We start from the raw sequence: 23,128 nt of genomic DNA on the forward strand, positions 1-23,128 counted from the left end.
ATGCGCTTAACTATTATGGCTGTAGCTATAGCTATGGTATCAGTGCAAGCTAATGCCAGCATTGAACAGCAGCTAACCCAATGTGCCGCAACGGCGGATAAACTTGAACGCTTAATTTGCTATGACAAACTAGCAGAAAGCGTCAAAGGTGTAACACCAGCCATAGTAAACACTCAAGCTCCAACCACAATGACAATTGTTGCACCGGTTTCAGAACTGGCGGCTACCGTTGCAACAACGTCACAAGCACCTGCTGCGAATATTGCCGATGACTTTGGAATGGAAGCTAAGCGCATTCAAGAAAATACTGTAGATAAAATTTATTTGGAAGTTCAATCTACAACTGAAGATGCCTACGGCGCGCTTAAAGTCACTTTCACCAATGGTCAAATTTGGAAACAAACTGAAGGCCGTAAGTACAACTTAAAGCAAGGCGAGACGGTTTATATTGAAAAGGCAGCTTTAGGTTCTTTCTTAATGGGTACTGATAATCGCAATGCCAAAATTCGGGTGAAACGCCTAAAATAATGCCCTCATATATAGATATCGCTGTCAATTTACTTGGCAGCGCACTCGAGCCAGAAATAGCATCAATCATACAAGCAGCGGCGAGCCAAGGGGTTTCGCCGTTAATTGTTATTGGCAGCGATTTAAGTGAAAGTGCAGCCGCCATTACCCTTTGTAAACAATATCCGAACCAACTTTATTGCACTGCAGGTGTACATCCCCATCATGCGAGCACTTGGAATACCGATTCAAGTAAGTTACAAGCTCAGCTTTGCCAAGCACCTCAGGCCGTTGCTATTGGTGAGTGTGGTTTAGACTATAATCGTGATTTTTCACCAAGACCTATCCAGCGTCAGGCTTTTATCGCCCAACTGGAATTGGCGGTTGAGTTGAAAATGCCCGTACTGATGCACGAACGGGACGCTCATGAGGATTTTATCGCTATTCTACAAGAATATAGGCCACAGCTTACGGGTGCATTACTGCATTGCTTTACTGGAACCCATGCACAAATGGAGACCTACATTTCGCTCGATTTACACTTAGGCATTACTGGCTGGGTGTGTGACGAAAGGCGAGGCCAAGAGTTAGCACAACTCGTCCCCTTTATTCCACAAGAACGCTTACTGATAGAAACTGACAGCCCTTATCTTCTACCAAGAAGCATGCGACCTAAGCCAAAATCGAGCAAAAACAAGCCGGAATACCTCCCCTATATTGCAAAATACATTGCAGATTTGAGGGGGGAAAATGCAGATGAATTTGCTGCACGCTGCTATCAAAATAGCTTAGCGTTTTTTAATTTGAGTCGAGATAATGGCTAAAGTAAGTCGCTTTCTTTTATTCTTTCTTGGGCTGCTAACGTCTGTAACTTCCGCTGCGGCTTTACTCCACATCGACACAGATACACCAACACCACTGAACTTAACTCCTTGGCTACAGGTAAGTCATCCTTCAACAACACAATTGGCAGATATCCAGAATCTGTCTAAACAAGAATGGCGTAACTTTACTAATAAAGACATTCAAAAACTTAGTCAACATAACTTTTGGCTAAACATCAGTTTGAATAGTACTGATGCAAGTCTTTCACGGATCTTAGCCCTAGATAATCCTTTGTTAGATAAAGTGACTATCTACCACCTCATTAATCAAAAACCATTCAACGTAGTTTATATGGGAGATAGTCTGCCTTACTCTGAACGGCCGTTACTCAGTAATATTTTCCTCTACCCTTTCAAAATCAGTGCTAATGAAGAACACACTTTTTATCTGCATATTGAAACGGAAGGCAGCGCAGCAGTCCCACTCTACCTCTGGTCTGCAAATGATTTGGCACAAATAGCAGAATCAACAGCCGTTGAGCATGGATTTCAATTAGGGGTGTTAGCTGCTATAGGCATTTTTAGTCTTTTTATTGCTGTCGCTTCAGGATCTTTCAGCTATAGCTACTATTCTGGTTATGTGCTTAGCATGACTTTACTCGTCGCAACGATTAACGGCTTCGCTTTCCGTTTTATTTGGCCAGAATGGCCTATGTTGCAACAAATTATGGTGCCTATACTACTACCTGTAGTCATGGCATTCGCGTTGATGTTTACCGAAAAGATTCTGCAACTCAAATACTATAATCGCCATATGCTGCTTATTTGCCGCTACAGTGCTGTATACATTTTACTCGTTGGGCTATTACTGCCATTTATCCACTATGGCACAGCCTTATACATTGAGATTATTTCAGTCGCCATTCTCAGCCTCATCCTTATGGTGCTCGCTATTATGCAAGCCATTAATGGACATAAACTTGCCAGACTTTACACTATAGGTTGGGTCAGCATGCTAACAGGGGCCTGTATCAGTAGCCTGCTATACCTGAGCGTGATTGATTTAAATATGAAACCTCAGACACCAGTTATGCTCGGACTCACCTTTGAGATCATCTTCATGTCCCTCGTACTTGCTATCCGATATAACGATGAACGTAAGGCAAAACTGCGTATTCAGCAAGAGGCATTAAAGCAAGCCCAGAAAATTCGTAGTGCTCGAGAAGAAGCCCTGAAACTAGAAGCTGAAACGAATGAAAAGCTGGAGCAAATGGTGCAAGAGCGCACCTTAGAGCTTGAGATTACACTAAGAGAATTACACGAAGTAAATCAAAAACTCACAGAACAAAGTACTATCGATAGTCTCACTGGTGTTAAAAACCGCAGCGCTTTTGATAAACGATTGCTTGCAGAAAGCCGGATCAGTCGCCGGCAAGAAACTCCTATTGCGGTATTAATGCTTGATATAGATAAGTTTAAATCAATCAACGATCAGTTTGGCCATTTAGCAGGCGACCAAGCATTAAAGATTATCGCTCAAACATTACAACAAAACTTAAAGCGTCCAACGGATCTAGTATCACGTTTTGGTGGTGAAGAGTTTGCTATCATCCTCCCCAATACAACTGCAGACGGTGCACTTCAAGTTGCTGAAACTATAAGAGATGCAGTAACGTCAATTGGTTTAATGTGGGAAGGAAAACCCATCCCTCTCACCGTCAGTATAGGTGTGAGCGCAGATATAGTCGCTAGCGACCAACACAGTACAACCTTACTTGAACAAGCAGACAAAGCGCTCTATCAAGCAAAAAATAGTGGGCGTAATCAAGTGAAATTATATTCTTCTGCAACAGCAGAACCTAATTAGGAGTCAGAAGTGAATATTATTACCAGTGCTTTTCCACAGCGCAGAATGCGCCGCATGCGTAAACATGATTTTAGTCGTCGATTGATGGCCGAAAATCATCTAACGGTCAATGACTTGATTTACCCAATGTTTATCCTTGAAGGCACTAATCGTAGTGAAAAAATTGCCTCTATGCCAGGTGTCGAACGCTACTCGATAGACTTGCTACTGAAGGAGGCTGAAGAACTGGTTGAGTTAGGTATTCCATTGATCGCACTTTTCCCTGTGACACCTGCAGAGAAAAAGACATTAATGGCAGAAGAAGCCTATAACGCAGATGCCCTAGTACAACGTGCTGTGCGCGAGCTCAAAAAAGCCTTTCCACAGCTCGGCATCATGACAGACGTGGCACTAGATCCCTTCACCACTCACGGTCAAGACGGCATCATAGACGAAACAGGTTATATCCTTAACGATATCACAACCGACATTCTCGTGAAGCAAGCGCTATCGCATGCAGAAGCTGGCGCAGATATCATTGCACCATCAGATATGATGGATGGCCGTATTGGTGCAATACGCCAAGCACTTGAAGCGGCTGGTCATGTGAACACCCAAATCATGGCTTACTCAGCAAAGTACTCATCAAGCTACTATGGACCATTCCGCGATGCTGTCGGTTCAGCAGGCAATCTAAAAGGAGGCAATAAACACAGCTACCAAATGGATCCTGCAAACAGTGATGAAGCATTGCACGAAGTCGCACTGGATATTCAGGAAGGTGCAGATATGGTCATGGTCAAACCTGGTATGCCTTATTTAGATATAGTGCATCGTGTCAAAACCGAACTTGCAGTGCCAACATTCGCTTATCAAGTCAGCGGTGAATACGCCATGCATATGGCAGCAATCCAAAACGGTTGGTTGGCAGAAAAGGCGATCGTGATGGAGTCCCTACTCTGCTTCAAGCGTGCTGGAGCCGATGGTATTCTCACATATTTCGCCAAACGCGCAGCTCAGTGGCTTAAAGAAGCCTAGACGCAGTGTGAATGTGGAAAGCAAGAGCAGCCAGATGGCTGCTCTTTTTGTATCTGCAACTTTTAATACCGATTACATTCTTATGGATGACCACCCACATTTGGCCCCCCAAAAGATATTCATCCACGTACAGTCAGGCAACAGCAATTATCTATATGGCGCAGTGTGTCCGGCGATGGGGGCGACACAAGCGATTATTGCGCCGCATGCCAATAGCGAATATATGTACGAGCATTTAAAAGCTAATTTCAGCCGCCACAGCATTTGGGCACCATGCGCTGCTCATCATAGACGGCGCAGGCTCGCATCAACAAACTTTGATAATCTCACGCTTCTCAAGTTGCCCCTTATTCACCGGAGTTGGATCCGATAGAGCAGGTATGGCAGTGGCTACGTCAAAATATGTTGGCCAATTGTTGTTTTAGCGGCTATGCCGACATTGTCGAGCAGTGTTCCATCAAACATGGGTGGACGTTATTTTTGCCCCAGCTTAGCTGGCGAGTCGACATCGAGGTAAGTTTTCGCGAAGCGGATAAACATAAAAGCCCTAGCGGTTTAGGCTAGGGCTTTTGCGTTTATTTGGGCGCTTGGCGATGACCTACTCTCACATGGGGAGACCCCACACTACCATCGGCGCGATTGCGTTTCACTTCTGAGTTCGGGATGGGATCAGGTGGTTCCACAATGCTATTGTCACCAAGCAAATTTTGTATTCTAGGAAAAGACACTAGATTATAATGGTGCTGATACCCAGAATCGAACTGGGGACCTCATCCTTACCAAGGATGCGCTCTACCGACTGAGCCATATCAGCAATTCTTTATCATCAGTGATGATTATCCATTTTTGATTTCACTTTTATCGAAAAGTAGAAACCTAAATTAGGCGCTTGGCGATGACCTACTCTCACATGGGGAGACCCCACACTACCATCGGCGCGATTGCGTTTCACTTCTGAGTTCGGGATGGGATCAGGTGGTTCCACAATGCTATTGTCACCAAGCATATTCGATTTTAAACAAGACTCGAGAGCGCACTGCGTGCTGCTAGATTCTAGGAACTAAAACCTGCTCTTATCTTATTTAATAATTCGGAAAGCTGATTGTTTTTTGAGTTCAAGTACACGGATGTACTGTGTGTCATAAATGCAGGAGCATTTTATGACCACACTTCATTAAGTGTTTATATTCTGTCTAAGGCTTCTTTGTAAAACCCATCTGGGTTGTATGGTTAAGCCTCTCGAGTCATTAGTACATGTTAGCTCAACGCCTCACAACGCTTACACACCATGCCTATCAACGTCCTAGTCTCGAACGGCTCTTTAGTGGACTTATAGTCCAAGGGATGACTCATCTTGGGGCTCGCTTCCCGCTTAGATGCTTTCAGCGGTTATCGATTCCGAACGTAGCTACCGGGCAATGCCATTGGCATGACAACCCGAACACCAGCGGTTCGTTCACTCCGGTCCTCTCGTACTAGGAGCAACTCCCCTCAATCATCCAACGCCCACGGCAGATAGGGACCGAACTGTCTCACGACGTTCTGAACCCAGCTCGCGTACCACTTTAAATGGCGAACAGCCATACCCTTGGGACCGACTTCAGCCCCAGGATGTGATGAGCCGACATCGAGGTGCCAAACACCGCCGTCGATATGAACTCTTGGGCGGTATCAGCCTGTTATCCCCGGAGTACCTTTTATCCGTTGAGCGATGGCCCTTCCATTCAGAACCACCGGATCACTATGACCTACTTTCGTACCTGCTCGACGTGTATGTCTCGCAGTTAAGCTGGCTTATGCCATTGCACTAACCGTACGATGTCCGACCGTACTTAGCCAACCTTCGTGCTCCTCCGTTACTCTTTGGGAGGAGACCGCCCCAGTCAAACTACCCACCAGGCACTGTCCCTAACCCCGATTAGGGGTCTAGGTTAGAACATCAAAACTACAAGGGTGGTATTTCAAGGACGACTCCATCAGGACTAGCGTCCCAACTTCATAGTCTCCCACCTATCCTACACATGTAGGTTCAATGTTCAGTGCCAAGCTATAGTAAAGGTTCACGGGGTCTTTCCGTCTAGCCGCGGGTATACGGCATCTTCACCGCAATTTCAACTTCACTGAGTCTCGGCTGGAGACAGCGTGGCCATCATTACGCCATTCGTGCAGGTCGGAACTTACCCGACAAGGAATTTCGCTACCTTAGGACCGTTATAGTTACGGCCGCCGTTTACCGGGGCTTCGATCATGAGCTTCTCTTGCGATAACCCAATCAATTAACCTTCCGGCACCGGGCAGGCGTCACACCGTATACTTCCTCTTGCGAGTTTGCACAGTGCTGTGTTTTTGATAAACAGTTGCAGCCACCTGGTATCTGCGACTCCCGTCAGCTTAGAGAGCAAGTCTCATCACCAACAGGAGCGTACCTTCTCCCGAAGTTACGGTACCATTTTGCCTAGTTCCTTCAGCCGAGTTCTCTCAAGCGCCTTGGTATTCTCTACCCGACCACCTGTGTCGGTTTGGGGTACGATTCCCGCTAACCTGAAGCTTAGAAGATTTTCCTGGAAGCATGGCATCAACTACTTCAGTCCCGTAGGACCTCGTCATCAGCTCTCAGTGTATAGCAACCCGGATTTGCCTAAGTCACCCACCTACCACCTTAAACGCGGACTACCAACGCCGCGCTAGCCTAGCCTTCTCCGTCTCTCCATCGCAGTTAGCGGAAGTACAGAAATATTAATCTGTTTCCCATCGATTACGCCTTTCGGCCTCACCTTAGGGGTCGACTCACCCTGCCCCGATTAACGTTGGACAGGAACCCTTGGTCTTTCGGCGAGGGGGTTTTTCACCCCCTTTATCGTTACTCATGTCAGCATTCGCACTTCTGATACCTCCAGCGTGGGTTACCCCTTCACCTTCAACGGCTTACAGAACGCTCCTCTACCGCGCAACCCTAATGGGCTGCACCCGTAGCTTCGGTGGTATGTTTAGCCCCGTTACATCTTCCGCGCAGGCCGACTCGACTAGTGAGCTATTACGCTTTCTTTAAATGATGGCTGCTTCTAAGCCAACATCCTAGCTGTCTAAGCCTTCCCACATCGTTTCCCACTTAACATACACTTTGGGACCTTAGCTGACGGTCTGGGTTGTTTCCCTTTTGACGACGGACGTTAGCACCCGCCGTCTGTCTCCCGAGTAGTACTCATTGGTATTCGGAGTTTGCAAAGGGTTGGTAAGTCGGGATGACCCCCTAGCCTTAACAGTGCTCTACCCCCAATGGTATTCGCTCGAGGCGCTACCTAAATAGCTTTCGAGGAGAACCAGATATCTCCCGGTTTGATTGGCCTTTCACCCCCAGCCACAAGTCATCCGCTAATTTTTCAACATTAGTCGGTTCGGTCCTCCAGTTGATGTTACTCAACCTTCAACCTGCCCATGGCTAGATCACCGGGTTTCGGGTCTACACCTTGCAACTAAACGCGCAGTTAACACTCGGTTTCCCTACGGCTCCGCTATTCGCTTAACCTCGCTACAAAATGTAAGTCGCTGACCCATTATACAAAAGGTACGCAGTCACGGTCTCAAGTACCGCTCCCACTGCTTGTACGTATACGGTTTCAGGTTCTATTTCACTCCCCTCACAGGGGTTCTTTTCGCCTTTCCCTCACGGTACTGGTTCACTATCGGTCAGTCAGGAGTATTTAGCCTTGGAGGATGGTCCCCCCATATTCAAACAGGATGTCACGTGTCCCGCCTTACTCGTTTTCATCTACGGTTAGTTTTCGTGTACGGGGCTATCACCCTGTGCCGCTGGACTTTCCAGACCATTCCACTAACACCCCATAGACTTAAGGGCTAATCCCCGTTCGCTCGCCGCTACTAGGGGAATCTCGGTTGATTTCTTTTCCTAAGGGTACTTAGATGTTTCAGTTCCCCTCGTTCGCCTCATGTAGCTATGTATTCACTACATGATGACCGCTTATGCGGCCGGGTTCCCCCATTCGGACATCGTTAGCTCAAATGCTTGTTACTAGCTCGCCAACGCTTTTCGCAAGTTACTACGTCCTTCATCGCCTCTGACTGCCAAGGCATCCACCGTATACGCTTAGTCGCTTAACCATACAACCCAGATAGGTTTCTTTTTCGCTTGCCACTCCTCTTGTTATGCGGCGTTGCAAGTCTCATTCCTCAATCATGTAGTGCTGCTACACTCATTCGTCATTCAACTTACGGCCTTGCCTAACAAGCGATTGGCTGCGCTTATCTTATCGAAATAAGAAAAAACACATCTCGAATTGTATTGCGACCAGCTGGTTTTACTTGTCTCACTTCTGACCAAAGAAGTGGACGCGCCTTAGACTTGAATATTCAAGACACTTAATAAAGTGTTTGAGAACTCAATGTTCAATGCTTTCGCATTAAACTTTTTGTAATTAATCACATGACAGACTCATGCCATTAATTACTATCAGCTTTCCAAATTGTTAAAGAGCGGGCTTAAAAAAGCCAAAGATAATTTTTCAGTTTATCTTTGGCATCTCTAACCATAATGCAATAAATGGTGGAGCTATGCGGGATCGAACCGCAGACCTCCTGCGTGCAAGGCAGGCGCTCTCCCAGCTGAGCTATAGCCCCATTTACATGCAGTGCGAGTAAATAAGATGTTCCAAACCTCTTAAAGGATTGGTTTGCCAATCATTTCTTATCAAGGCGGACAGTGGCGACGTTTAGTTCACTAAACGAGTCACTTTCCAACGCTGAGAAGGAAGGATTGGTGGGTCAGAGTGGACTTGAACCACCGACCTCACCCTTATCAGGGGTGCGCTCTAACCAGCTGAGCTACAGACCCATCTTATTGATAAATCTACAACCATCCAGAACCACTGACCTCACCCTACTCTTTATGAGGGAATTGGGGTGCTAACCAGCTGAGCTACAGACCCATCTTTGATAAACCTATTTAACTAGGTCCATCTTTTACTCTTTCTTCTATCAAGCAAATCTGTGTGAACACTCAAAAGGTACACGGATGTACCGAATGTCGAAAATGCAGGAGCATTTTTCGACCAAGCATCGAGTTAGTCGTATAGGTAAGGAGGTGATCCAGCCCCAGGTTCCCCTAGGGCTACCTTGTTACGACTTCACCCCAGTCATGAACCACAAAGTGGTGAGCGCCCCCCCGAAGGTTAAGCTACCCACTTCTTTTGCAGCCCACTCCCATGGTGTGACGGGCGGTGTGTACAAGGCCCGGGAACGTATTCACCGTGGCATTCTGATCCACGATTACTAGCGATTCCGACTTCATGGAGTCGAGTTGCAGACTCCAATCCGGACTACGACGAGCTTTGTGAGATTAGCTCCACCTCGCGGCTTTGCAACCCTCTGTACTCGCCATTGTAGCACGTGTGTAGCCCTACTCGTAAGGGCCATGATGACTTGACGTCGTCCCCACCTTCCTCCGGTTTATCACCGGCAGTCTCCCTAGAGTTCCCACCATTACGTGCTGGCAAATAAGGATAGGGGTTGCGCTCGTTGCGGGACTTAACCCAACATTTCACAACACGAGCTGACGACAGCCATGCAGCACCTGTCTCACAGTTCCCGAAGGCACCAATCCATCTCTGGAAAGTTCTGTGGATGTCAAGAGTAGGTAAGGTTCTTCGCGTTGCATCGAATTAAACCACATGCTCCACCGCTTGTGCGGGCCCCCGTCAATTCATTTGAGTTTTAACCTTGCGGCCGTACTCCCCAGGCGGTCTACTTAATGCGTTAGCTTGAGAGCCCAGTGTTCAAGACACCAAACTCCGAGTAGACATCGTTTACGGCGTGGACTACCAGGGTATCTAATCCTGTTTGCTCCCCACGCTTTCGTGCATGAGCGTCAGTCTTTGTCCAGGGGGCCGCCTTCGCCACCGGTATTCCTCCAGATCTCTACGCATTTCACCGCTACACCTGGAATTCTACCCCCCTCTACAAGACTCTAGTTCGCCAGTTCGAAATGCTATTCCTAGGTTGAGCCCAGGGCTTTCACATCTCGCTTAACAAACCGCCTGCGCACGCTTTACGCCCAGTAATTCCGATTAACGCTCGGACCCTCCGTATTACCGCGGCTGCTGGCACGGAGTTAGCCGGTCCTTCTTCTGTAGGTAACGTCACAGATAAGGCGTATTAAACCTTACCCTTTCCTCCCTACTGAAAGTGCTTTACAACCCGAAGGCCTTCTTCACACACGCGGCATGGCTGCATCAGGGTTTCCCCCATTGTGCAATATTCCCCACTGCTGCCTCCCGTAGGAGTCTGGGCCGTGTCTCAGTCCCAGTGTGGCTGATCATCCTCTCAGAACAGCTAGGGATCGTCGCCTTGGTGAGCCATTACCTCACCAACTAGCTAATCCCACCTAGGTTCATCCAATCGCGGAAGGCCCGAAGGTCCCCTCCTTTCCCCCGTAGGGCGTATGCGGTATTAGCAGTCGTTTCCAACTGTTATCCCCCTCGACTGGGCAGATCCCTAGGCATTACTCACCCGTCCGCCGCTCGCCACCTCAGAAGTAAACTCCCTTGTGCTGCCGCTCGACTTGCATGTGTTAGGCCTGCCGCCAGCGTTCAATCTGAGCCATGATCAAACTCTTCAATTAAAGTTTTGTTGCTTCCGTCTTACGACTTCAGCGGCTCAATGAATTCTGATTTTTTGTTTCCGCTTTTAAAAAAGCGAAATCAAAATTATGTACATATTGCTATGAACACTCTTCATCATTGATTAATTCTTTGACTGCCAACCCGAAGGCTAAGCAGTTTCGATTAACTCAACACCTGTGAGTGTCCACACAGATTTGCTTGATATATTGTTAAAGAGCGTTGACCATTCGCTTACACACTTCAGTGTTTTCAGCGGGTCAGGGCTGCGTATTCTACGCATTCCCGTTAGTGCGTCAAGTAGTTTTTTCAACTTTCTCAACACTCATCGTTTAGCTTGCTAACCGATGAACTGCTTGGCTTTCTTTGCTTAACTTGCGTTTCGCTGTCTGCCCTGTCAGTGGATGCGCATTATAGGCAGCGAAACTTTTTGTGCAAGGGCTTTTTCATGCCAACTGAACTGTACGTCGATATTTTAGACATCATGTTTAATTTTTGACTATTAATGATTATTCATAAAATTTTAAAATCGCTATTTATCTAATAAATGATAAATCACGCTCAATTTTTCGGCAGAACTCTAGTGTAAAAGTAAATAATTCATTACCATATACTTGCTGTTAACAGTTATTTATCAATTTCCCATTCATCAGAGAGCATTCTTATGCAAAAGTCATTTCTTATTGTCTTGATTGTCGCCATTATTGGCGCAGTAGCACTATCTCAGTTCGCAACGCCATTATCAGCTATTGCTTTTGTCGCTGGCGCTATCATTGCAAGTCTTGTTTTTAAATTTGTTCCAGAGACTTCATCATCTCATGCTTCAGAAGAACAATATGTTGGCCCTACTATGACCTTATATGTAGGTAACCTGCCTTATCGTGTTCATGAGGGTGAAGTAAAAGTATTATTTGGCGAATTTGGTCCAGTTAACTCTGTACGTTTAGTCAGAGATCGTAAGACAGGTCGTCGTAAAGGTTTTGGTTTTGTGGAGATGTCAGAGTCTGGCGCACAAAAGGCCATGGTCAAATTGAACGACTATAATTTCCAAGAAAGAACCTTGAAGGTAAGAGAAGCTAAAACACAGGATTCCGAAGGTACAGAGCGAACTGGTACCGACGAGTAGTCCTAGATATGTAAATTGAACTTAGTTGATTGTGGCAATTCGCTCAATAGCTGAAAAACCACAATCGGCTAATGTTGATGATAATCCTTCGCTTATTTCCGCTTTAGTATAATACGCCGACATACTTGCTTTACTTCCCATCGTTTTATTATCCAGCACCCCGCTTTCCTGTGCTAAGAGTGCTACTACTCGCTTTGCAATCGCTTCACCAGAATCTAATAAGGTGACACCAGCACCAAGCACAAGTTGTAATTCATTACGGATCATGGGGAAATGTGTACAGCCCAAAACAAGTACATCAAGATCGGCTGCAACAACTGGTGCTAATATGCGTGCTAGCCTTTCTATATTTAGAATGCCAGTTGCAACTTTTTGCTCTGCCATCATAACTAATTCTGAGCAACCAAAAAGTTCAACATGGCACCCATCTGCAAACTGGCTGATCAGTTTATGGGTGTAGTGCCGCCTCACGGTACCTGGTGTAGCCAAGAGACCAATACGTTTACTCTTAGACATTAGGGCCGCAGGTTTAATAGCGGGAACAACGCCCACTATTGGTATTGAGAGTTTTTCGCGTAATGCGGGCAATACAAGGGTACTTGCAGTATTACAGGCAACGACGACAATTGCAGCATCAATACGAATCGCGAGTTCTTCAATTAATGTTACACAGCCAGAAATTAATACCTGCTCCTCAAGCTCACCATAGGGTAATCTCGCATTATCGAAAAGATAACAGTACTCTTTTTGGGGAAGAAGTTTACGAATTTCCGCTAGCACAGATAGACCACCAATCCCAGAATCAAACACTAATATAGGTCGCGACAATTGAGTCTCCAGTCCTGGTTACTATGAATAGACTACAAAAAGAGAGTGAAATGTGAGCTTAGTGATCCAATCCGTGTATTCAATCGCAATGACAAACTCAATGCACGGTAAAACATCTCACTAGCGGAGCGGATTTTCCCACAGCTTTGTCCAAACCGCAAAAGCAAGATACTGGACATTCGTGTCACCTAGTATAATATTTGCGCCCCAATTTACAGCAACGGTGAATCAAACAATGAACTTAGCAGCAATGGACCCTCAGACTTATGATGCGCAGTTAGAACACAAGCGTATCAAGCTAGAACAAGCCTTTGCCCAATTTGAAACACCGAGTGTTGAAGTTTTTGCCTCAGAGCCAGCTAACTACCGTATGCGCGCGGAATTCCGCATGTGGCATGATGGTGACGACTTATACTATTACATGTTCGATAAAGTATTGAATGAGAAAGTACGTTGCGATCAATACTTACCAGCTAGCGTGCTCATCAATCAAATGATGTCGGCCTTAATCGCCGAGCTGAAACCGAATCCGAGTCTAAGGCACAAACTGTTCCAAGTGGATTTTTTGTCGACTTTAAGCGGCGAGATCTTAGTGTCTTTGCTTTATCACAGGCAGCTTGATGACCAATGGCGCACCAATGCGGCTGCACTGAAAGCCAAGTTAAGTAGCCAGTTTAACGTCAACATCATCGGCCGTGCCCGTAAGCAAAAAATCGATTTAGATAAAGACTTTGTGGTTGAGTCATTACAAGTCAATGATAAAACCTTCTTATATAAGCAGATAGAGAATAGCTTTACCCAACCGAACGCTAAAGTAGCAGTCAAAATGTTGGAGTGGGCAATCGATGTCACTCAAGATAGCCAAGGCGATTTGCTTGAGCTTTACTGTGGCAATGGTAACTTTTCAATTGCATTGGCCCAAAACTTTAATCGCGTACTTGCGACTGAACTTGCGAAACCCTCGGTAGAGGCCGCGCAATACAATATTGAGGCTAATGGCATTAAAAATCTGCAGATTATCCGTATGTCGGCTGAAGACTTTAGTGATGCTATGGCAAAAAAACGCAGTTTTAGGCGTTTAGAAGGGATCGATCTTGATAGCTATGTTTGTAATACTATTTTTGTCGACCCACCACGCGCTGGAATCGATCCTGATACTTTGGCTTTAGTGCAAGGTTACGAGCGGATTTTATATATTTCCTGTAATCCTGACACCTTAAAAGACAATCTGGAACAACTGTACAAAACCCATAGAGTCACACAATTTGCCCTATTTGATCAGTTCCCCTACACCGATCATATGGAAACAGGTGTTTTGCTGGAACGTCGTTAACCATTGACCTCGAACCAATAAAAGCAAAAGGAGCCCGAGGCTCCTTTTGCTTTTCACAAATATCAAACTAACGATGCTCTACCTTGTGTTGTAATGCTTCAGCCCCTTTGGCAACCATGCGCAATTGCATCACAAGTTGGTCGGCGAGTATTTTACGGTCTGCACGTTTCATATCGAGTGCCGATGCACCTGCATTAAACACTAAGGTGACTAAAGCTTCGGCTTGCGCTCTAGCCAATATCGGAGTCCGACCTGCAGTAGCCTCGGTGTAATGTGCTAGTTCTGAAATAAAATGTTCAATTTCACGGGCAACCGCAGCCCGAAAAGCCGCTGACGTACCAGAGCGTTCATGCAGCAGAATGCGGAATACGTTTGGATTAGAATCAAGCACTTCCATAAAAGTATCGACAGAAATACGGATAACGCTGCCACCCGCTTCTGCGCGCTGACGTCCTTTACGCATCATTTGTCTTAACGTTAACCCGCCCTCGTCCACCATAGTGAGGCCGAGTTCGTTCATATCCTTAAAATGACGATAGAAAGATGTCGGGGCGATATTAGCCTCGCGTGCCACTTCCCGTAAACTCAAGCTCGAGAAACTGCGCTCGGCACTTAGCTGATTAAAGGCCGCATCGACTAAGGCTCGACGAGTTTTCTCTTTTTGTTGCGCTCGAATACCCATTCTTAAATCCGCTAACTGAATGTAATAACGCGATAATACCGCTTTTAGACATTAAACACAGCCCTATTGACCTTGACCAAACAATATCGCTACGTTAAATTAGCTTACAGATGTACGCTCAAATGCGAATTTTGGAAACCCATAATGAAAAAACCCCCTATTATCTGGCTTAATGTTAGTTTGTTTGCTGTGACCTTTCTCTGCGCGGTCATTCTTGTTCCATGGCGAGGCATAGTTCACGGCTATGGTGCCAGTGAATGGATAGCTTTTATTGTCCTCGCCTTTGCAAGCGGGCTGTCAATTACGGCGGGGTATCACAGACTATGGTCCCATAAAGCCTATAAAGCACATCCTGCGGTGCGCTTTATTTATGCACTTGGCGGCGCCTTAGCTTTACAAAACAGTGCATTACATTGGGCATCGGATCACCGAGTTCACCATAAGCATGTTGATGATAACGATAAAGACCCCTATTCCGCGAAAATGGGATTCTGGTACAGCCATATCGGTTGGATGCTGCGTGAATACCAAGCGCAGCGTTATCACGATTATCAAAATGTGCGCGATTTGCAGAATGACCGTATCGTTATGTGGCAACACAAACACTATTTGGCACTTGTACTGTTAATGAACATTGGTCTACCTGCATTTTTAGGTTGGCTCAATGGAGATGTTATCTCAATGCTATTAATGGCTGGTTTGCTGCGTTTAGTGGTGGTGCATCACTGCACTTTCTTTATCAACTCTTTGGCCCATGTATGGGGCAGCCAGCCCTATACGGATAAAAATACCGCACGAGATAATGGCTTTCTGGCTATGTTGACCTACGGCGAGGGTTACCATAATTTCCATCATATCTTTGAAAATGACTATCGTAATGGCATTAAATGGTGGCACTACGATCCAACTAAATGGTTGATTAGATCATTGTCTTGGTTTGGATTAGCGAAAGATTTACGCACTAGCCCACAAGAACGTATCGAGAGTGCGCGTTTGCAGATGCAACTGCTACAGACCAAAAATAAAGTAACCCATCTGCCAAATGCCGATGAAATTATTGAAAAAATCCAAGCGGAGTATGAGTTATTAAAGCTGCACTTAATGGATTACTATCAAGCACAAAAAACCTTGCTTGAGGCAAAACGTAAGCAACTTGTCGATCAACAACTATTGCAACAAGTTGAAGAACTAAAGGCACGTTTCTTAGTCCAACAAAAACATTGGCGCAGCCTGACCGCAACTTATAGCTAAGCCACAATTCTGCCTTAAAGTCATACGGCCACCTTGCATGGTGGCCGTATCTGATTATGATGTTGCCTTAATCACTTAAATAGGCTGTTGAGATCATGTCAGATTCCCCAGTTACACTCCCTGAATCAATCAAGCTAACAGAATATAGTCATGGTGCTGGTTGCGGCTGTAAAATTTCCCCTAAAGTATTAAGCACTATCTTAGCCTCACAGCTCCCCGTATTTACCGATCCAAATCTGCTGGTCGGCAACCAAAGCCGCGATGATGCCGCGGTATACAAACTCAATGATGAGATTGGCATTATCAGTACCACAGATTTTTTTATGCCAATTGTTGACGATCCATTCACCTTCGGTCGTATCGCAGCGACCAATGCGATCAGTGATATTTATGCTATGGGCGGCACGCCTATCATGGCGATTGCGATTTTAGGTTGGCCAATCAATAAACTACCCGCCGAAATCGCACAACAAGTAGTCGATGGCGGCAGACAAGCCTGCATGGAAGCAGGGATCATGCTAGCCGGAGGTCATAGCATAGATGCACCCGAACCTATTTTTGGTCTCGCGGTTACTGGGCAAATTGCCTTAAGTGATTTAAAACAGAATGATACGGCTAAAAAGGGCGATCGTTTATATCTCACTAAACCTATCGGCATTGGTATTTTAACCACAGCGCAAAAACAGAAAAAACTCCACGATGAAGATAGTCTCATTGCGGTCAATGCCATGTGCCAACTCAATACTATAGGCGCGACCATTGCAAAAATTAGCGGTGTAAACGCCCTGACCGATGTCACAGGTTTTGGACTGGCGGGACACTTACTCGAAATGTGCCAAGGCGCCAACCTTACTGCGAAGCTTAAATTTGATGCAGTGCCATTGTTACCACGCGCCTTAGATTATTTGGCCTTAGGTTGTGTTCCTGGCGGAACTCACCGTAATTACGACAGTTATGGCGAGCATCTCCCTGAACTCAGCGAGCATCAAAAAGCGATACTGTGCGATCCGCAAACCAGTGGTGGCCTGTTAGTTGCCGTCTCGGCCGCAGCTGAAGCGGAATTAATCGCCCTACTCGATGCGAACCACATAACCCCAATCTGCATTGGGTCACTGGAAACACCGACCACTCAAGCGAATGTGGTGTTGTGTTGATGCCAAGCGCTATTGTAGCCGCAGAGCAATATAGGGAGATCTTTCTCAATCAACATCCGATGATGGATGTGCGAGCGCCCATAGAGTTCACTCGGGGCGCGTTTCCCAACTCGACCAACTTACCCTTGATGCTGGATAGTGAAAGGGAAAAAGTCGGTACTTGTTATAAGCAATTTGGTCAGCAAGCCGCGATTGCACTAGGCCACTCACTGGTGAATGGTCCCATCAAGCAACAGAGAATCGAGGCTTGGGCTAGCTATGTTAAAGCCAATCCTAATGCTTACCTTTATTGCTTTCGCGGCGGCCTGCGCTCGCAACTCACTCAGCAATGGCTTAAAGAAGCGGGTATCGAAGTCCCCTATATTCAGGGTGGCTATAAGGCCATGCGTCAATATCTGATTGGCGTGATTGAAGCGGCACCGACTCAACAGCCGTTATTGAGTTTGAGCGGGATGACGGGCTGCGGTAAAACCGATTTTCTACTACAGCGTAAAGAAGCGGTTGATCTTGAAGGAATCGCTAATCACAGAGGCTCTAGTTTTGGAAAGAATATCGACCCACAGCCAACGCAGATTAACTTTGAAAATCAACTCGCCATTGCACTACTCCGCCATCAGCAAGATAATCATTCCTGCTTATTGCTTGAGGATGAAAGCTTTCTGATTGGGCGTTCGGCACTACCGCAATCATTTTACAGCGCCATGCAAGCTGCCGAAATTTTGGTATTAGAAGAACCCGACGATACGAGGCTCAAACGCTTACGCAATGAGTATGTGCATAAAATGTATAGCGGCTTCTGTGAACGTTTAGGGCTGGAAGCAGGTTTTGCAGCTTTCAGCGAATATCTATTACAGAGTTTAATGAGTATTCGCAAACGTTTAGGCGGAAAACAACATCAAGAACTGCAAGATTTGATGCAACAAGCCCTCAATCAACAAATCAGTCAGAATGACACTTCGCTGCACTTAGTCTGGATACACCTGTTATTGCACAAGTATTACGATCCTATGTATCAATACCAATTACAGAAAAAGTCCGAACGTGTTCTTTTTAAAGGCTCACATCAAGCGATGCACGAATGGTTGAATAACTTCAAATCAACACAATAAAAACAAGAAAACCGTGTACCTGTTGCCACGGTTTTCTTTATCTCAATCTGCAAATTAAGATTTGTTGAGCAAATTGGCGACAGCATCCCTTAAAGCGTGTCGATTCGCATCATGTCCATCGACCACATCCGTTAAGCTTACCGACACCTTTGACCAAAAACGCTTTGGCATGGTCGTTAATGCATGCCCGCCCTTGTGGCTAAAGTAAGAACCCCATAATCCGTGCAGTGCCATAGGGATAACTGGCACGGGATCGCGAGCGAGTATCTTATCGATTCCGGGACGGAACTCCCCTAATTCCCCATTTGGCGTTAACCGACCTTCGGGAAAGATACACACTAACTCGCCATTGGCTAATGCCGCATGGATAGATTCAAATGCTTGGTTATAGGTAGTTTCACTCTGTCTAGGGGAACAGATAGGGATCACTCCAGCGTGGCGGAACAAATACTTCAACAGAGGGATTTCACTGATCGATTTATCCATTACAAAGCGAATAGGCCGTGTCGATGCCCCCATAATAATCAATGCATCCACATAACTCACATGGTTACAGACTATGATGCCAGCCCCTTCCTTCGGAATTTTATCGCGACCTGTCACTGTCACTCGATACATCACATGACTGAGTAAGTAACTGATAAATCGTTGTGTAAATTCTGGTACTTGTGAATAAACATAGAGTGCGACCACAGCATTCATCACAGCGAGTAGCAGGAATAACTGTGGAATAGTCCAACCTGCAACGCCCAGCAATAGCATAGACAACAGTGCCGAAACTACCATAAACAATGAATTCATAATGTTATTGGCGGCAATCGCCTGAGCACATTCGCCCTTAGCTGACCGAGATTGAATAAACGCATACAGAGGGACGATAAACAAGCCACCGCTAACGCCAATCATAAAGAAATCTAGCATGACCCGATAATGCTGTGACTGAGCGATAAAGGTTTTAAATCCATAAACAACACTTACATCAATCGGTGCAGGAGGAATTGCCCAAAGCAAGTCCACACCAAATACTGTCAGTCCCAAAACCCCAAATGGCAGTAAACCCAACTCAACATGACCAAAGGAAAAGCGCTCACAGATAAAAGAACCAACAGCAATACCGATGGAAAACATTCCCAATAATAGCGAAACAACCGTCGCGCCCGAGTGCAAATATAATTTGGCAAAGTTTGGAAATTGAGTCAGATAGGTCGCGCCTAAAAACCAAAACCAACTGATAGCGAGGATAGCCATCCAGATTGAGGGCGTTTGACGGGCTTTCTTGATGCTACGCCAAGTGCCCGATAGCGGCCTGAAACGTATTGTCTCGATGACGCCCTGCGGCGGTAATGCTGGAATCGCTCGGCTCGATAAATACCCTGCAAAGGCTAATACAGCAACAGTAATCGCCGACCAAAGCGTACCGTTTTCCTCAGAAACCAAGAGCCCTGCACTCAAAGTGCCCACCAGAATCGCGAGAAAAGTGCCCATTTCAACCCAAGCATTACCTGTGACTAACTCATCTTCTTTTAAGGCTTGAGGTAATAAGGAATATTTAACTGGGCCAAAGTAAGCAGACTGGCTACCCGTTAAAAACAGCAATAATAACATCATCATATAGCTCTCGCTCAGAATCGCAATCGCGGCGCTAAACATGATAATGACCTCGAGTAACTTCAATCGGCGAATGAGTTTAGCCTTATCCATATTATCGGCGACAACACCCGCATGGGCCGAAAAGAGGAAAAACGGCAAAATAAACACCCCAGCAGCCAAGTTCACAAACATATCGACGCTTATGGGTAGGTCTTTCACTTGGCTAAAGGTCACCAATAGCAGCAACACATTTTTATAGATGTTGTCATTCAATGCGCCTAAGCACTGAGTTGCAAAATAGGGTAAAAAACGTTTTGTTAGCAGCATGATAGTTCCTTCTGGTAACCCATTCCTTGTAAATAAGCTTGTACGTGACTCTCAAGTAAATCCCGCAGTGATAAGGACTCAGCGAAGAGCTTATTATCGAGGGACAGAGAGGTCAGCCCATGAATTCCCCCCCATAATACCCGGCTCATACTGAGATGCTGCGCCTGCGTAACCTCGGGAAATAGTTGCGCCAATTCACATTCAATCAGAGTAAATAGTCCCGCAATCAATTGCCCTTGCGATTCAGGCAAGGGTTCAGAATCGAGTAATTGCAATTCAAAAACTAATTTGAAAGCCTGACGCTGCTCATGGGCAAATTGACTATACTCCCACGCCATTGCAATGATTTTACCTAAACTATCGGCAGCGCAAACCTCCGCTAATCGAAGGTGTAATGCCCGCAGAGTTGCCTCTGAAACGGCCAGTAATAAATAGTTGTAGCTGCCGAAAATATTGATCAAGGTACTAGGGACATAACCAATTTGGCTGGCCACTTTGCGCAAGCTAAGCCCCGCAACACCTTGATCTATCAGTAACTCAGTTGCCGCTTGTATTGCCATAGCGCGAATTTCATCATGGCTGTGTTCTTTTCGTCTGGCCATAGGTCTCATCCCCTGTTGAATAGCAAGAGACTAACAGCAGTCAAAATAAAAAACAATGTTCAAAATAAGTTTATTTTACGTACAGGAGAGGGTAAATAATGAAGGATATTATTGAGGATGATAGATAAAGATAGGTACTCGAATTAGATTCCCTCAGCAAGCCGAACGGGATCCGTGGGATTACATCGTCTAAAAGAGCATAAAAAAACGGCGCGCTCTGTCAGCATACCGTCCATTATTTTGATTTAAAAATCACTCTTAATTCAAAGGTGATTTTTATTTGAGGATCATCTTTGGTTCAAAGATAAGCGCGCAATTTAAGGCCTGCGATAAGTCATCACCACTCTATCTGCGCCATCACCAAAATAATCGGCCTCAAAAGTTGAATCAATGAAACCTAAATGCTGATATAAGCCATGGGCAGGGTTACTCGGATCAACGGTTAAACACACCCGCTCAACTGACACTGGCAACTCGGCTAAACATTGTTGCATCAAACGTTTGCCGAATCCCTTCCCGCGAGCATTTTCACTCACTGCGACAGATAAGATCCACACACAGTTAGGATCGCTACTCTGGGCACAGAGCAAATAGCCTTGTAGCTGATTATCTGCATCCACGGCCACTAAAAATTGCTCTGGCCAGCAATCAAATCCTTGGCGGAAGAAAAAATCGGGATAGCTGTGCTCGCCAAAAATGGCCTGTTCGAGCTGATAAACCGCAAATAACTCTGACTTTAATACCGGACGTATAGACTGCATTTAAAAATTATTCACCAATTAAAATTTTATCCCACTCTAAGTTGGGTGCACCAACGACGATGAAGTTAGGGTTTTCTAAGCTCTCACGCTCATTGTAGGTTAACGGTTGCAACTCGGTATCCATCAGCTGACCGCCCGCTTCCTCGACAATAATTTGCGCCGCGCCCGTGTCCCACTCTCCCGTAGGTCCGACGCGTACATAACAATCGGCTCGACCTTCGGCAACGAGACAACTCTTTAGCGCAGCGCCCCCCATCACCACGAGTTCACAATATTTAGGGTGATTGAACAGTGTTAGTACTGACTGCGGATCCTGGCGGCGGCTCACCGCCAATCGTAAGGATACCTTTTCACGGTGCTCGATTTGGCGGCTACTTATGCGAACTTCCTGTTTATCAGTACGTTTATAAGCCCCTAAACCTGCAATGGCGTAATAACAGACTTGCGTCATAGGTACATAAACCACACCCATCACGGGACGATTGTGTTCCACCAATGCAATAATTACCGAAAAATCACCACTGCCGGCGATAAACTCCCCCGTACCATCGAGTGGATCAACTAACCAATAGCGCTTCCAAGACTCACGCACACTCAACGCAATATCGGCCGCCTCTTCAGATAACACAGGAATATCAGGCGTTAAGGCGGTTAATCGGTCACAAATGATCTTGTTCGCCGCTAAATCTGCGGAAGTGACAGGGGTATTGTCAGACTTCATTTCTCGCTCAAAATTACCTTTGAGATAAATGTCACGGATAGTTATCCCTGCATCGGTCGCAATCGCAATAACTTCGTCGATCAACTCTTCTGGCTTCATAACAACTCCAATCGCAAACCTCGCGAATGTTTTGCAAGCGATCACATTCTGAGCGCTTAAAAGGAAAAAGATTATTTAAGTTGTAGATGTTTCTGCACTAAAAACAACGCGCTTACGCTACGGGATTCGGAGAAATTCACATCATCGAGCAAGGTTTCCCAATCTGTAAGCGTCCAAGGTATAACATCAATTGGCTCAGGCTCATCACCTTCAAGGCGACTCTCATACAGATCTTCTGCAAGAAAAATTTGCATTTTACTGGAGAAATAACCCGGTGCGAGGCTGAGTTCTTTCAATAACGTGAGCTTATTTGCACCATAACCAATTTCTTCTTGTAATTCACGGTTAGCGGCTTCTATGGCTGATTCACCGGGATCTATCAAACCTTTAGGAAAACCTAACTCGTAATTATCTGTCCCGGCAGCATATTCACGTGCCAATAGCATTTTCCCTTGATGAATAGGCACTATCATCACAGCGCCACGATTGCCGCCCTTCATCCGCTCATATTGGCGCTCAACACCATTAGAGAATTTCAGATGCACTTGTTCAATTTGAAATAATCGACTTCTGGCGACAACTTCGGTATGTAATATTTCCGGCTTTTTCTGCCGCTGCGACATAACTGCCTCTGGATAAAGATAGCGATAAACAAATCAAGGTAAGTGACAATCTTACTATCCTATCTTTAATCTACA

16 protein-coding genes, 3 tRNA genes, 4 rRNA genes and 1 pseudogene are annotated in these 23,128 nt (G+C 45.7%); 10 read left to right on the plus strand and 14 right to left on the minus strand.

All coding sequences use genetic code 11. The features are described from left to right. From SPUTW3181_RS19010 to SPUTW3181_RS19030, 5 genes and pseudogenes are all read left to right on the plus strand, one after another. Nucleotides 1-528: a hypothetical protein gene (locus SPUTW3181_RS19010; protein WP_011790910.1), complete on the plus strand. Its 528-nt coding sequence runs from the start codon at nt 1-3 to the stop codon at nt 526-528. Continuing rightward, nucleotides 528-1,331, plus strand: coding sequence for a TatD family hydrolase (locus tag SPUTW3181_RS19015; RefSeq protein WP_011790911.1), 804 nt, complete (start codon nt 528-530; stop codon nt 1,329-1,331). The genes SPUTW3181_RS19010 and SPUTW3181_RS19015 overlap by 1 nt, the downstream gene beginning before the upstream one ends. Further along, the gene (locus SPUTW3181_RS19020; protein ID WP_011790912.1) at nt 1,324-3,198 is read left to right on the plus strand and encodes a diguanylate cyclase; all 1,875 of its coding nucleotides are present in this window, start codon (nt 1,324-1,326) and stop codon (nt 3,196-3,198) included. Before SPUTW3181_RS19015 ends, SPUTW3181_RS19020 begins: the two co-directional genes overlap by 8 nt. Nucleotides 3,199-3,207: 9 nt before the next feature. Then, a complete protein-coding gene (hemB, locus tag SPUTW3181_RS19025) occupies nt 3,208-4,215 on the plus strand; it encodes a porphobilinogen synthase (RefSeq protein ID WP_011790913.1) in 1,008 nt (335 codons plus the stop codon). A 130-nt stretch (nt 4,216-4,345) separates the two neighbouring features. Beyond that, nucleotides 4,346-4,779, plus strand: a pseudogene (locus SPUTW3181_RS19030) (transposase); the annotation flags it as partial. A gap of 21 nt (nt 4,780-4,800) precedes the next feature. Here the strand turns inward: SPUTW3181_RS19030 and rrf (SPUTW3181_RS19035) are convergent. The 7 genes from rrf (SPUTW3181_RS19035) to SPUTW3181_RS19065 form a co-directional block, all read right to left on the minus strand. Continuing rightward, nucleotides 4,801-4,916 (minus strand): 5S ribosomal RNA (rrf, locus tag SPUTW3181_RS19035). A gap of 37 nt (nt 4,917-4,953) precedes the next feature. Next, nucleotides 4,954-5,029, minus strand: a tRNA-Thr gene (locus SPUTW3181_RS19040). A gap of 73 nt (nt 5,030-5,102) precedes the next feature. After that, nucleotides 5,103-5,218 (minus strand): 5S ribosomal RNA (rrf, locus tag SPUTW3181_RS19045). 223 nt (nt 5,219-5,441) lie between these two features. Next, nucleotides 5,442-8,334: ribosomal RNA gene (locus SPUTW3181_RS19050) — 23S ribosomal RNA — on the minus strand. Between the two features lie 440 nt (nt 8,335-8,774). After that, a tRNA-Ala gene (locus SPUTW3181_RS19055) sits at nt 8,775-8,850 on the minus strand. A gap of 137 nt (nt 8,851-8,987) precedes the next feature. After that, a tRNA-Ile gene (locus tag SPUTW3181_RS19060) sits at nt 8,988-9,064 on the minus strand. Nucleotides 9,065-9,306: 242 nt separating this feature from the next. Beyond that, nucleotides 9,307-10,849: ribosomal RNA gene (locus SPUTW3181_RS19065) — 16S ribosomal RNA — on the minus strand. The 16S, 23S and 5S rRNA genes sit together here with 3 tRNA genes alongside, the layout of an rRNA operon. Nucleotides 10,850-11,511: 662 nt before the next feature. On the opposite strand from SPUTW3181_RS19065, the gene SPUTW3181_RS19070 reads away from it, so the two are divergent. Continuing rightward, nucleotides 11,512-11,973 carry an RNA-binding protein gene (locus SPUTW3181_RS19070; protein WP_011790915.1) on the plus strand — a complete coding sequence of 154 codons (462 nt, stop codon included), beginning with the start codon at nt 11,512-11,514 and terminating at the stop codon, nt 11,971-11,973. A gap of 21 nt (nt 11,974-11,994) precedes the next feature. Here SPUTW3181_RS19070 and murI read toward each other — a convergent pair whose 3' ends face one another. Further along, nucleotides 11,995-12,801: a glutamate racemase gene (gene murI / locus SPUTW3181_RS19075; protein WP_011790916.1), complete on the minus strand. Its 807-nt coding sequence runs from the start codon at nt 12,799-12,801 to the stop codon at nt 11,995-11,997. A gap of 235 nt (nt 12,802-13,036) precedes the next feature. On the opposite strand from murI, the gene trmA reads away from it, so the two are divergent. After that, nucleotides 13,037-14,134: a tRNA (uridine(54)-C5)-methyltransferase TrmA gene (gene trmA / locus SPUTW3181_RS19080; RefSeq protein WP_011790917.1), complete on the plus strand. Its 1,098-nt coding sequence runs from the start codon at nt 13,037-13,039 to the stop codon at nt 14,132-14,134. Between the two features lie 67 nt (nt 14,135-14,201). Here trmA and fabR read toward each other — a convergent pair whose 3' ends face one another. Continuing rightward, nucleotides 14,202-14,816: an HTH-type transcriptional repressor FabR gene (gene fabR, locus SPUTW3181_RS19085; protein WP_011790918.1), complete on the minus strand. Its 615-nt coding sequence runs from the start codon at nt 14,814-14,816 to the stop codon at nt 14,202-14,204. A gap of 144 nt (nt 14,817-14,960) precedes the next feature. On the opposite strand from fabR, the gene SPUTW3181_RS19090 reads away from it, so the two are divergent. The 3 genes from SPUTW3181_RS19090 to mnmH all read left to right on the plus strand — a co-directional run bounded on the left by SPUTW3181_RS19090 (nt 14,961) and on the right by mnmH (nt 18,330). Then, nucleotides 14,961-16,067 (plus strand): acyl-CoA desaturase, encoded by a 1,107-nt coding sequence (locus SPUTW3181_RS19090; RefSeq protein ID WP_011790919.1) that lies wholly within the window; start codon nt 14,961-14,963, stop codon nt 16,065-16,067. Between the two features lie 95 nt (nt 16,068-16,162). Beyond that, nucleotides 16,163-17,221, plus strand: a complete 1,059-nt coding sequence (gene selD / locus SPUTW3181_RS19095; protein ID WP_011790920.1) for a selenide, water dikinase SelD — start codon at nt 16,163-16,165, stop codon at nt 17,219-17,221. Next, on the plus strand, nt 17,221-18,330 hold the full coding sequence (gene mnmH, locus SPUTW3181_RS19100; RefSeq protein WP_011790921.1) for a tRNA 2-selenouridine(34) synthase MnmH: 1,110 nt from the start codon (nt 17,221-17,223) through the stop codon (nt 18,328-18,330). The genes selD and mnmH overlap by 1 nt, the downstream gene beginning before the upstream one ends. A gap of 54 nt (nt 18,331-18,384) precedes the next feature. Here mnmH and SPUTW3181_RS19105 read toward each other — a convergent pair whose 3' ends face one another. From SPUTW3181_RS19105 to nudE, 5 genes are all read right to left on the minus strand, one after another. After that, nucleotides 18,385-20,247, minus strand: a complete 1,863-nt coding sequence (locus tag SPUTW3181_RS19105; RefSeq protein ID WP_011790922.1) for an MFS transporter — start codon at nt 20,245-20,247, stop codon at nt 18,385-18,387. Further along, a complete protein-coding gene (locus SPUTW3181_RS19110; protein ID WP_011790923.1) occupies nt 20,238-20,849 on the minus strand; it encodes a TetR/AcrR family transcriptional regulator in 612 nt (203 codons plus the stop codon). Before SPUTW3181_RS19110 ends, SPUTW3181_RS19105 begins: the two co-directional genes overlap by 10 nt. Before the next feature lie 317 nt (nt 20,850-21,166). Beyond that, nucleotides 21,167-21,610, minus strand: a complete 444-nt coding sequence (locus SPUTW3181_RS19115) for a GNAT family N-acetyltransferase (RefSeq protein WP_011790924.1) — start codon at nt 21,608-21,610, stop codon at nt 21,167-21,169. A gap of 7 nt (nt 21,611-21,617) precedes the next feature. Further along, nucleotides 21,618-22,430 carry a 3'(2'),5'-bisphosphate nucleotidase CysQ gene (gene cysQ / locus SPUTW3181_RS19120; protein ID WP_011790925.1) on the minus strand — a complete coding sequence of 271 codons (813 nt, stop codon included), beginning with the start codon at nt 22,428-22,430 and terminating at the stop codon, nt 21,618-21,620. A gap of 71 nt (nt 22,431-22,501) precedes the next feature. Further along, nucleotides 22,502-23,053 (minus strand): ADP compounds hydrolase NudE, encoded by a 552-nt coding sequence (nudE, locus tag SPUTW3181_RS19125; RefSeq protein WP_011790926.1) that lies wholly within the window; start codon nt 23,051-23,053, stop codon nt 22,502-22,504. Nucleotides 23,054-23,128 lie beyond the last annotated feature (75 nt).

The sequence above is a fragment of the Shewanella sp. W3-18-1 genome, assembly GCF_000015185.1.
Lineage (GTDB): Bacteria > Pseudomonadota > Gammaproteobacteria > Enterobacterales > Shewanellaceae > Shewanella > Shewanella putrefaciens.

What these genes read in the sequence shown, in the direction of transcription:
- nudE (WP_011790926.1), bottom strand. Translation starts at nt 23,053, where the DNA reads ATGTCGCAGCGGCAGAAAAAGCCGGAAATATTACATACCGAAGTTGTC.
- mnmH (WP_011790921.1), top strand. Translation starts at nt 17,221, where the DNA reads ATGCCAAGCGCTATTGTAGCCGCAGAGCAATATAGGGAGATCTTTCTC.
- SPUTW3181_RS19115 (WP_011790924.1), bottom strand. Translation starts at nt 21,610, where the DNA reads ATGCAGTCTATACGTCCGGTATTAAAGTCAGAGTTATTTGCGGTTTAT.
- trmA (WP_011790917.1), top strand. Translation starts at nt 13,037, where the DNA reads ATGAACTTAGCAGCAATGGACCCTCAGACTTATGATGCGCAGTTAGAA.
- cysQ (WP_011790925.1), bottom strand. Translation starts at nt 22,430, where the DNA reads ATGAAGCCAGAAGAGTTGATCGACGAAGTTATTGCGATTGCGACCGAT.
- SPUTW3181_RS19090 (WP_011790919.1), top strand. Translation starts at nt 14,961, where the DNA reads ATGAAAAAACCCCCTATTATCTGGCTTAATGTTAGTTTGTTTGCTGTG.
- SPUTW3181_RS19010 (WP_011790910.1), top strand. Translation starts at nt 1, where the DNA reads ATGCGCTTAACTATTATGGCTGTAGCTATAGCTATGGTATCAGTGCAA.
- SPUTW3181_RS19070 (WP_011790915.1), top strand. Translation starts at nt 11,512, where the DNA reads ATGCAAAAGTCATTTCTTATTGTCTTGATTGTCGCCATTATTGGCGCA.
- SPUTW3181_RS19110 (WP_011790923.1), bottom strand. Translation starts at nt 20,849, where the DNA reads ATGGCCAGACGAAAAGAACACAGCCATGATGAAATTCGCGCTATGGCA.
- selD (WP_011790920.1), top strand. Translation starts at nt 16,163, where the DNA reads ATGTCAGATTCCCCAGTTACACTCCCTGAATCAATCAAGCTAACAGAA.
- fabR (WP_011790918.1), bottom strand. Translation starts at nt 14,816, where the DNA reads ATGGGTATTCGAGCGCAACAAAAAGAGAAAACTCGTCGAGCCTTAGTC.
- SPUTW3181_RS19105 (WP_011790922.1), bottom strand. Translation starts at nt 20,247, where the DNA reads ATGCTGCTAACAAAACGTTTTTTACCCTATTTTGCAACTCAGTGCTTA.
- SPUTW3181_RS19020 (WP_011790912.1), top strand. Translation starts at nt 1,324, where the DNA reads ATGGCTAAAGTAAGTCGCTTTCTTTTATTCTTTCTTGGGCTGCTAACG.
- SPUTW3181_RS19015 (WP_011790911.1), top strand. Translation starts at nt 528, where the DNA reads ATGCCCTCATATATAGATATCGCTGTCAATTTACTTGGCAGCGCACTC.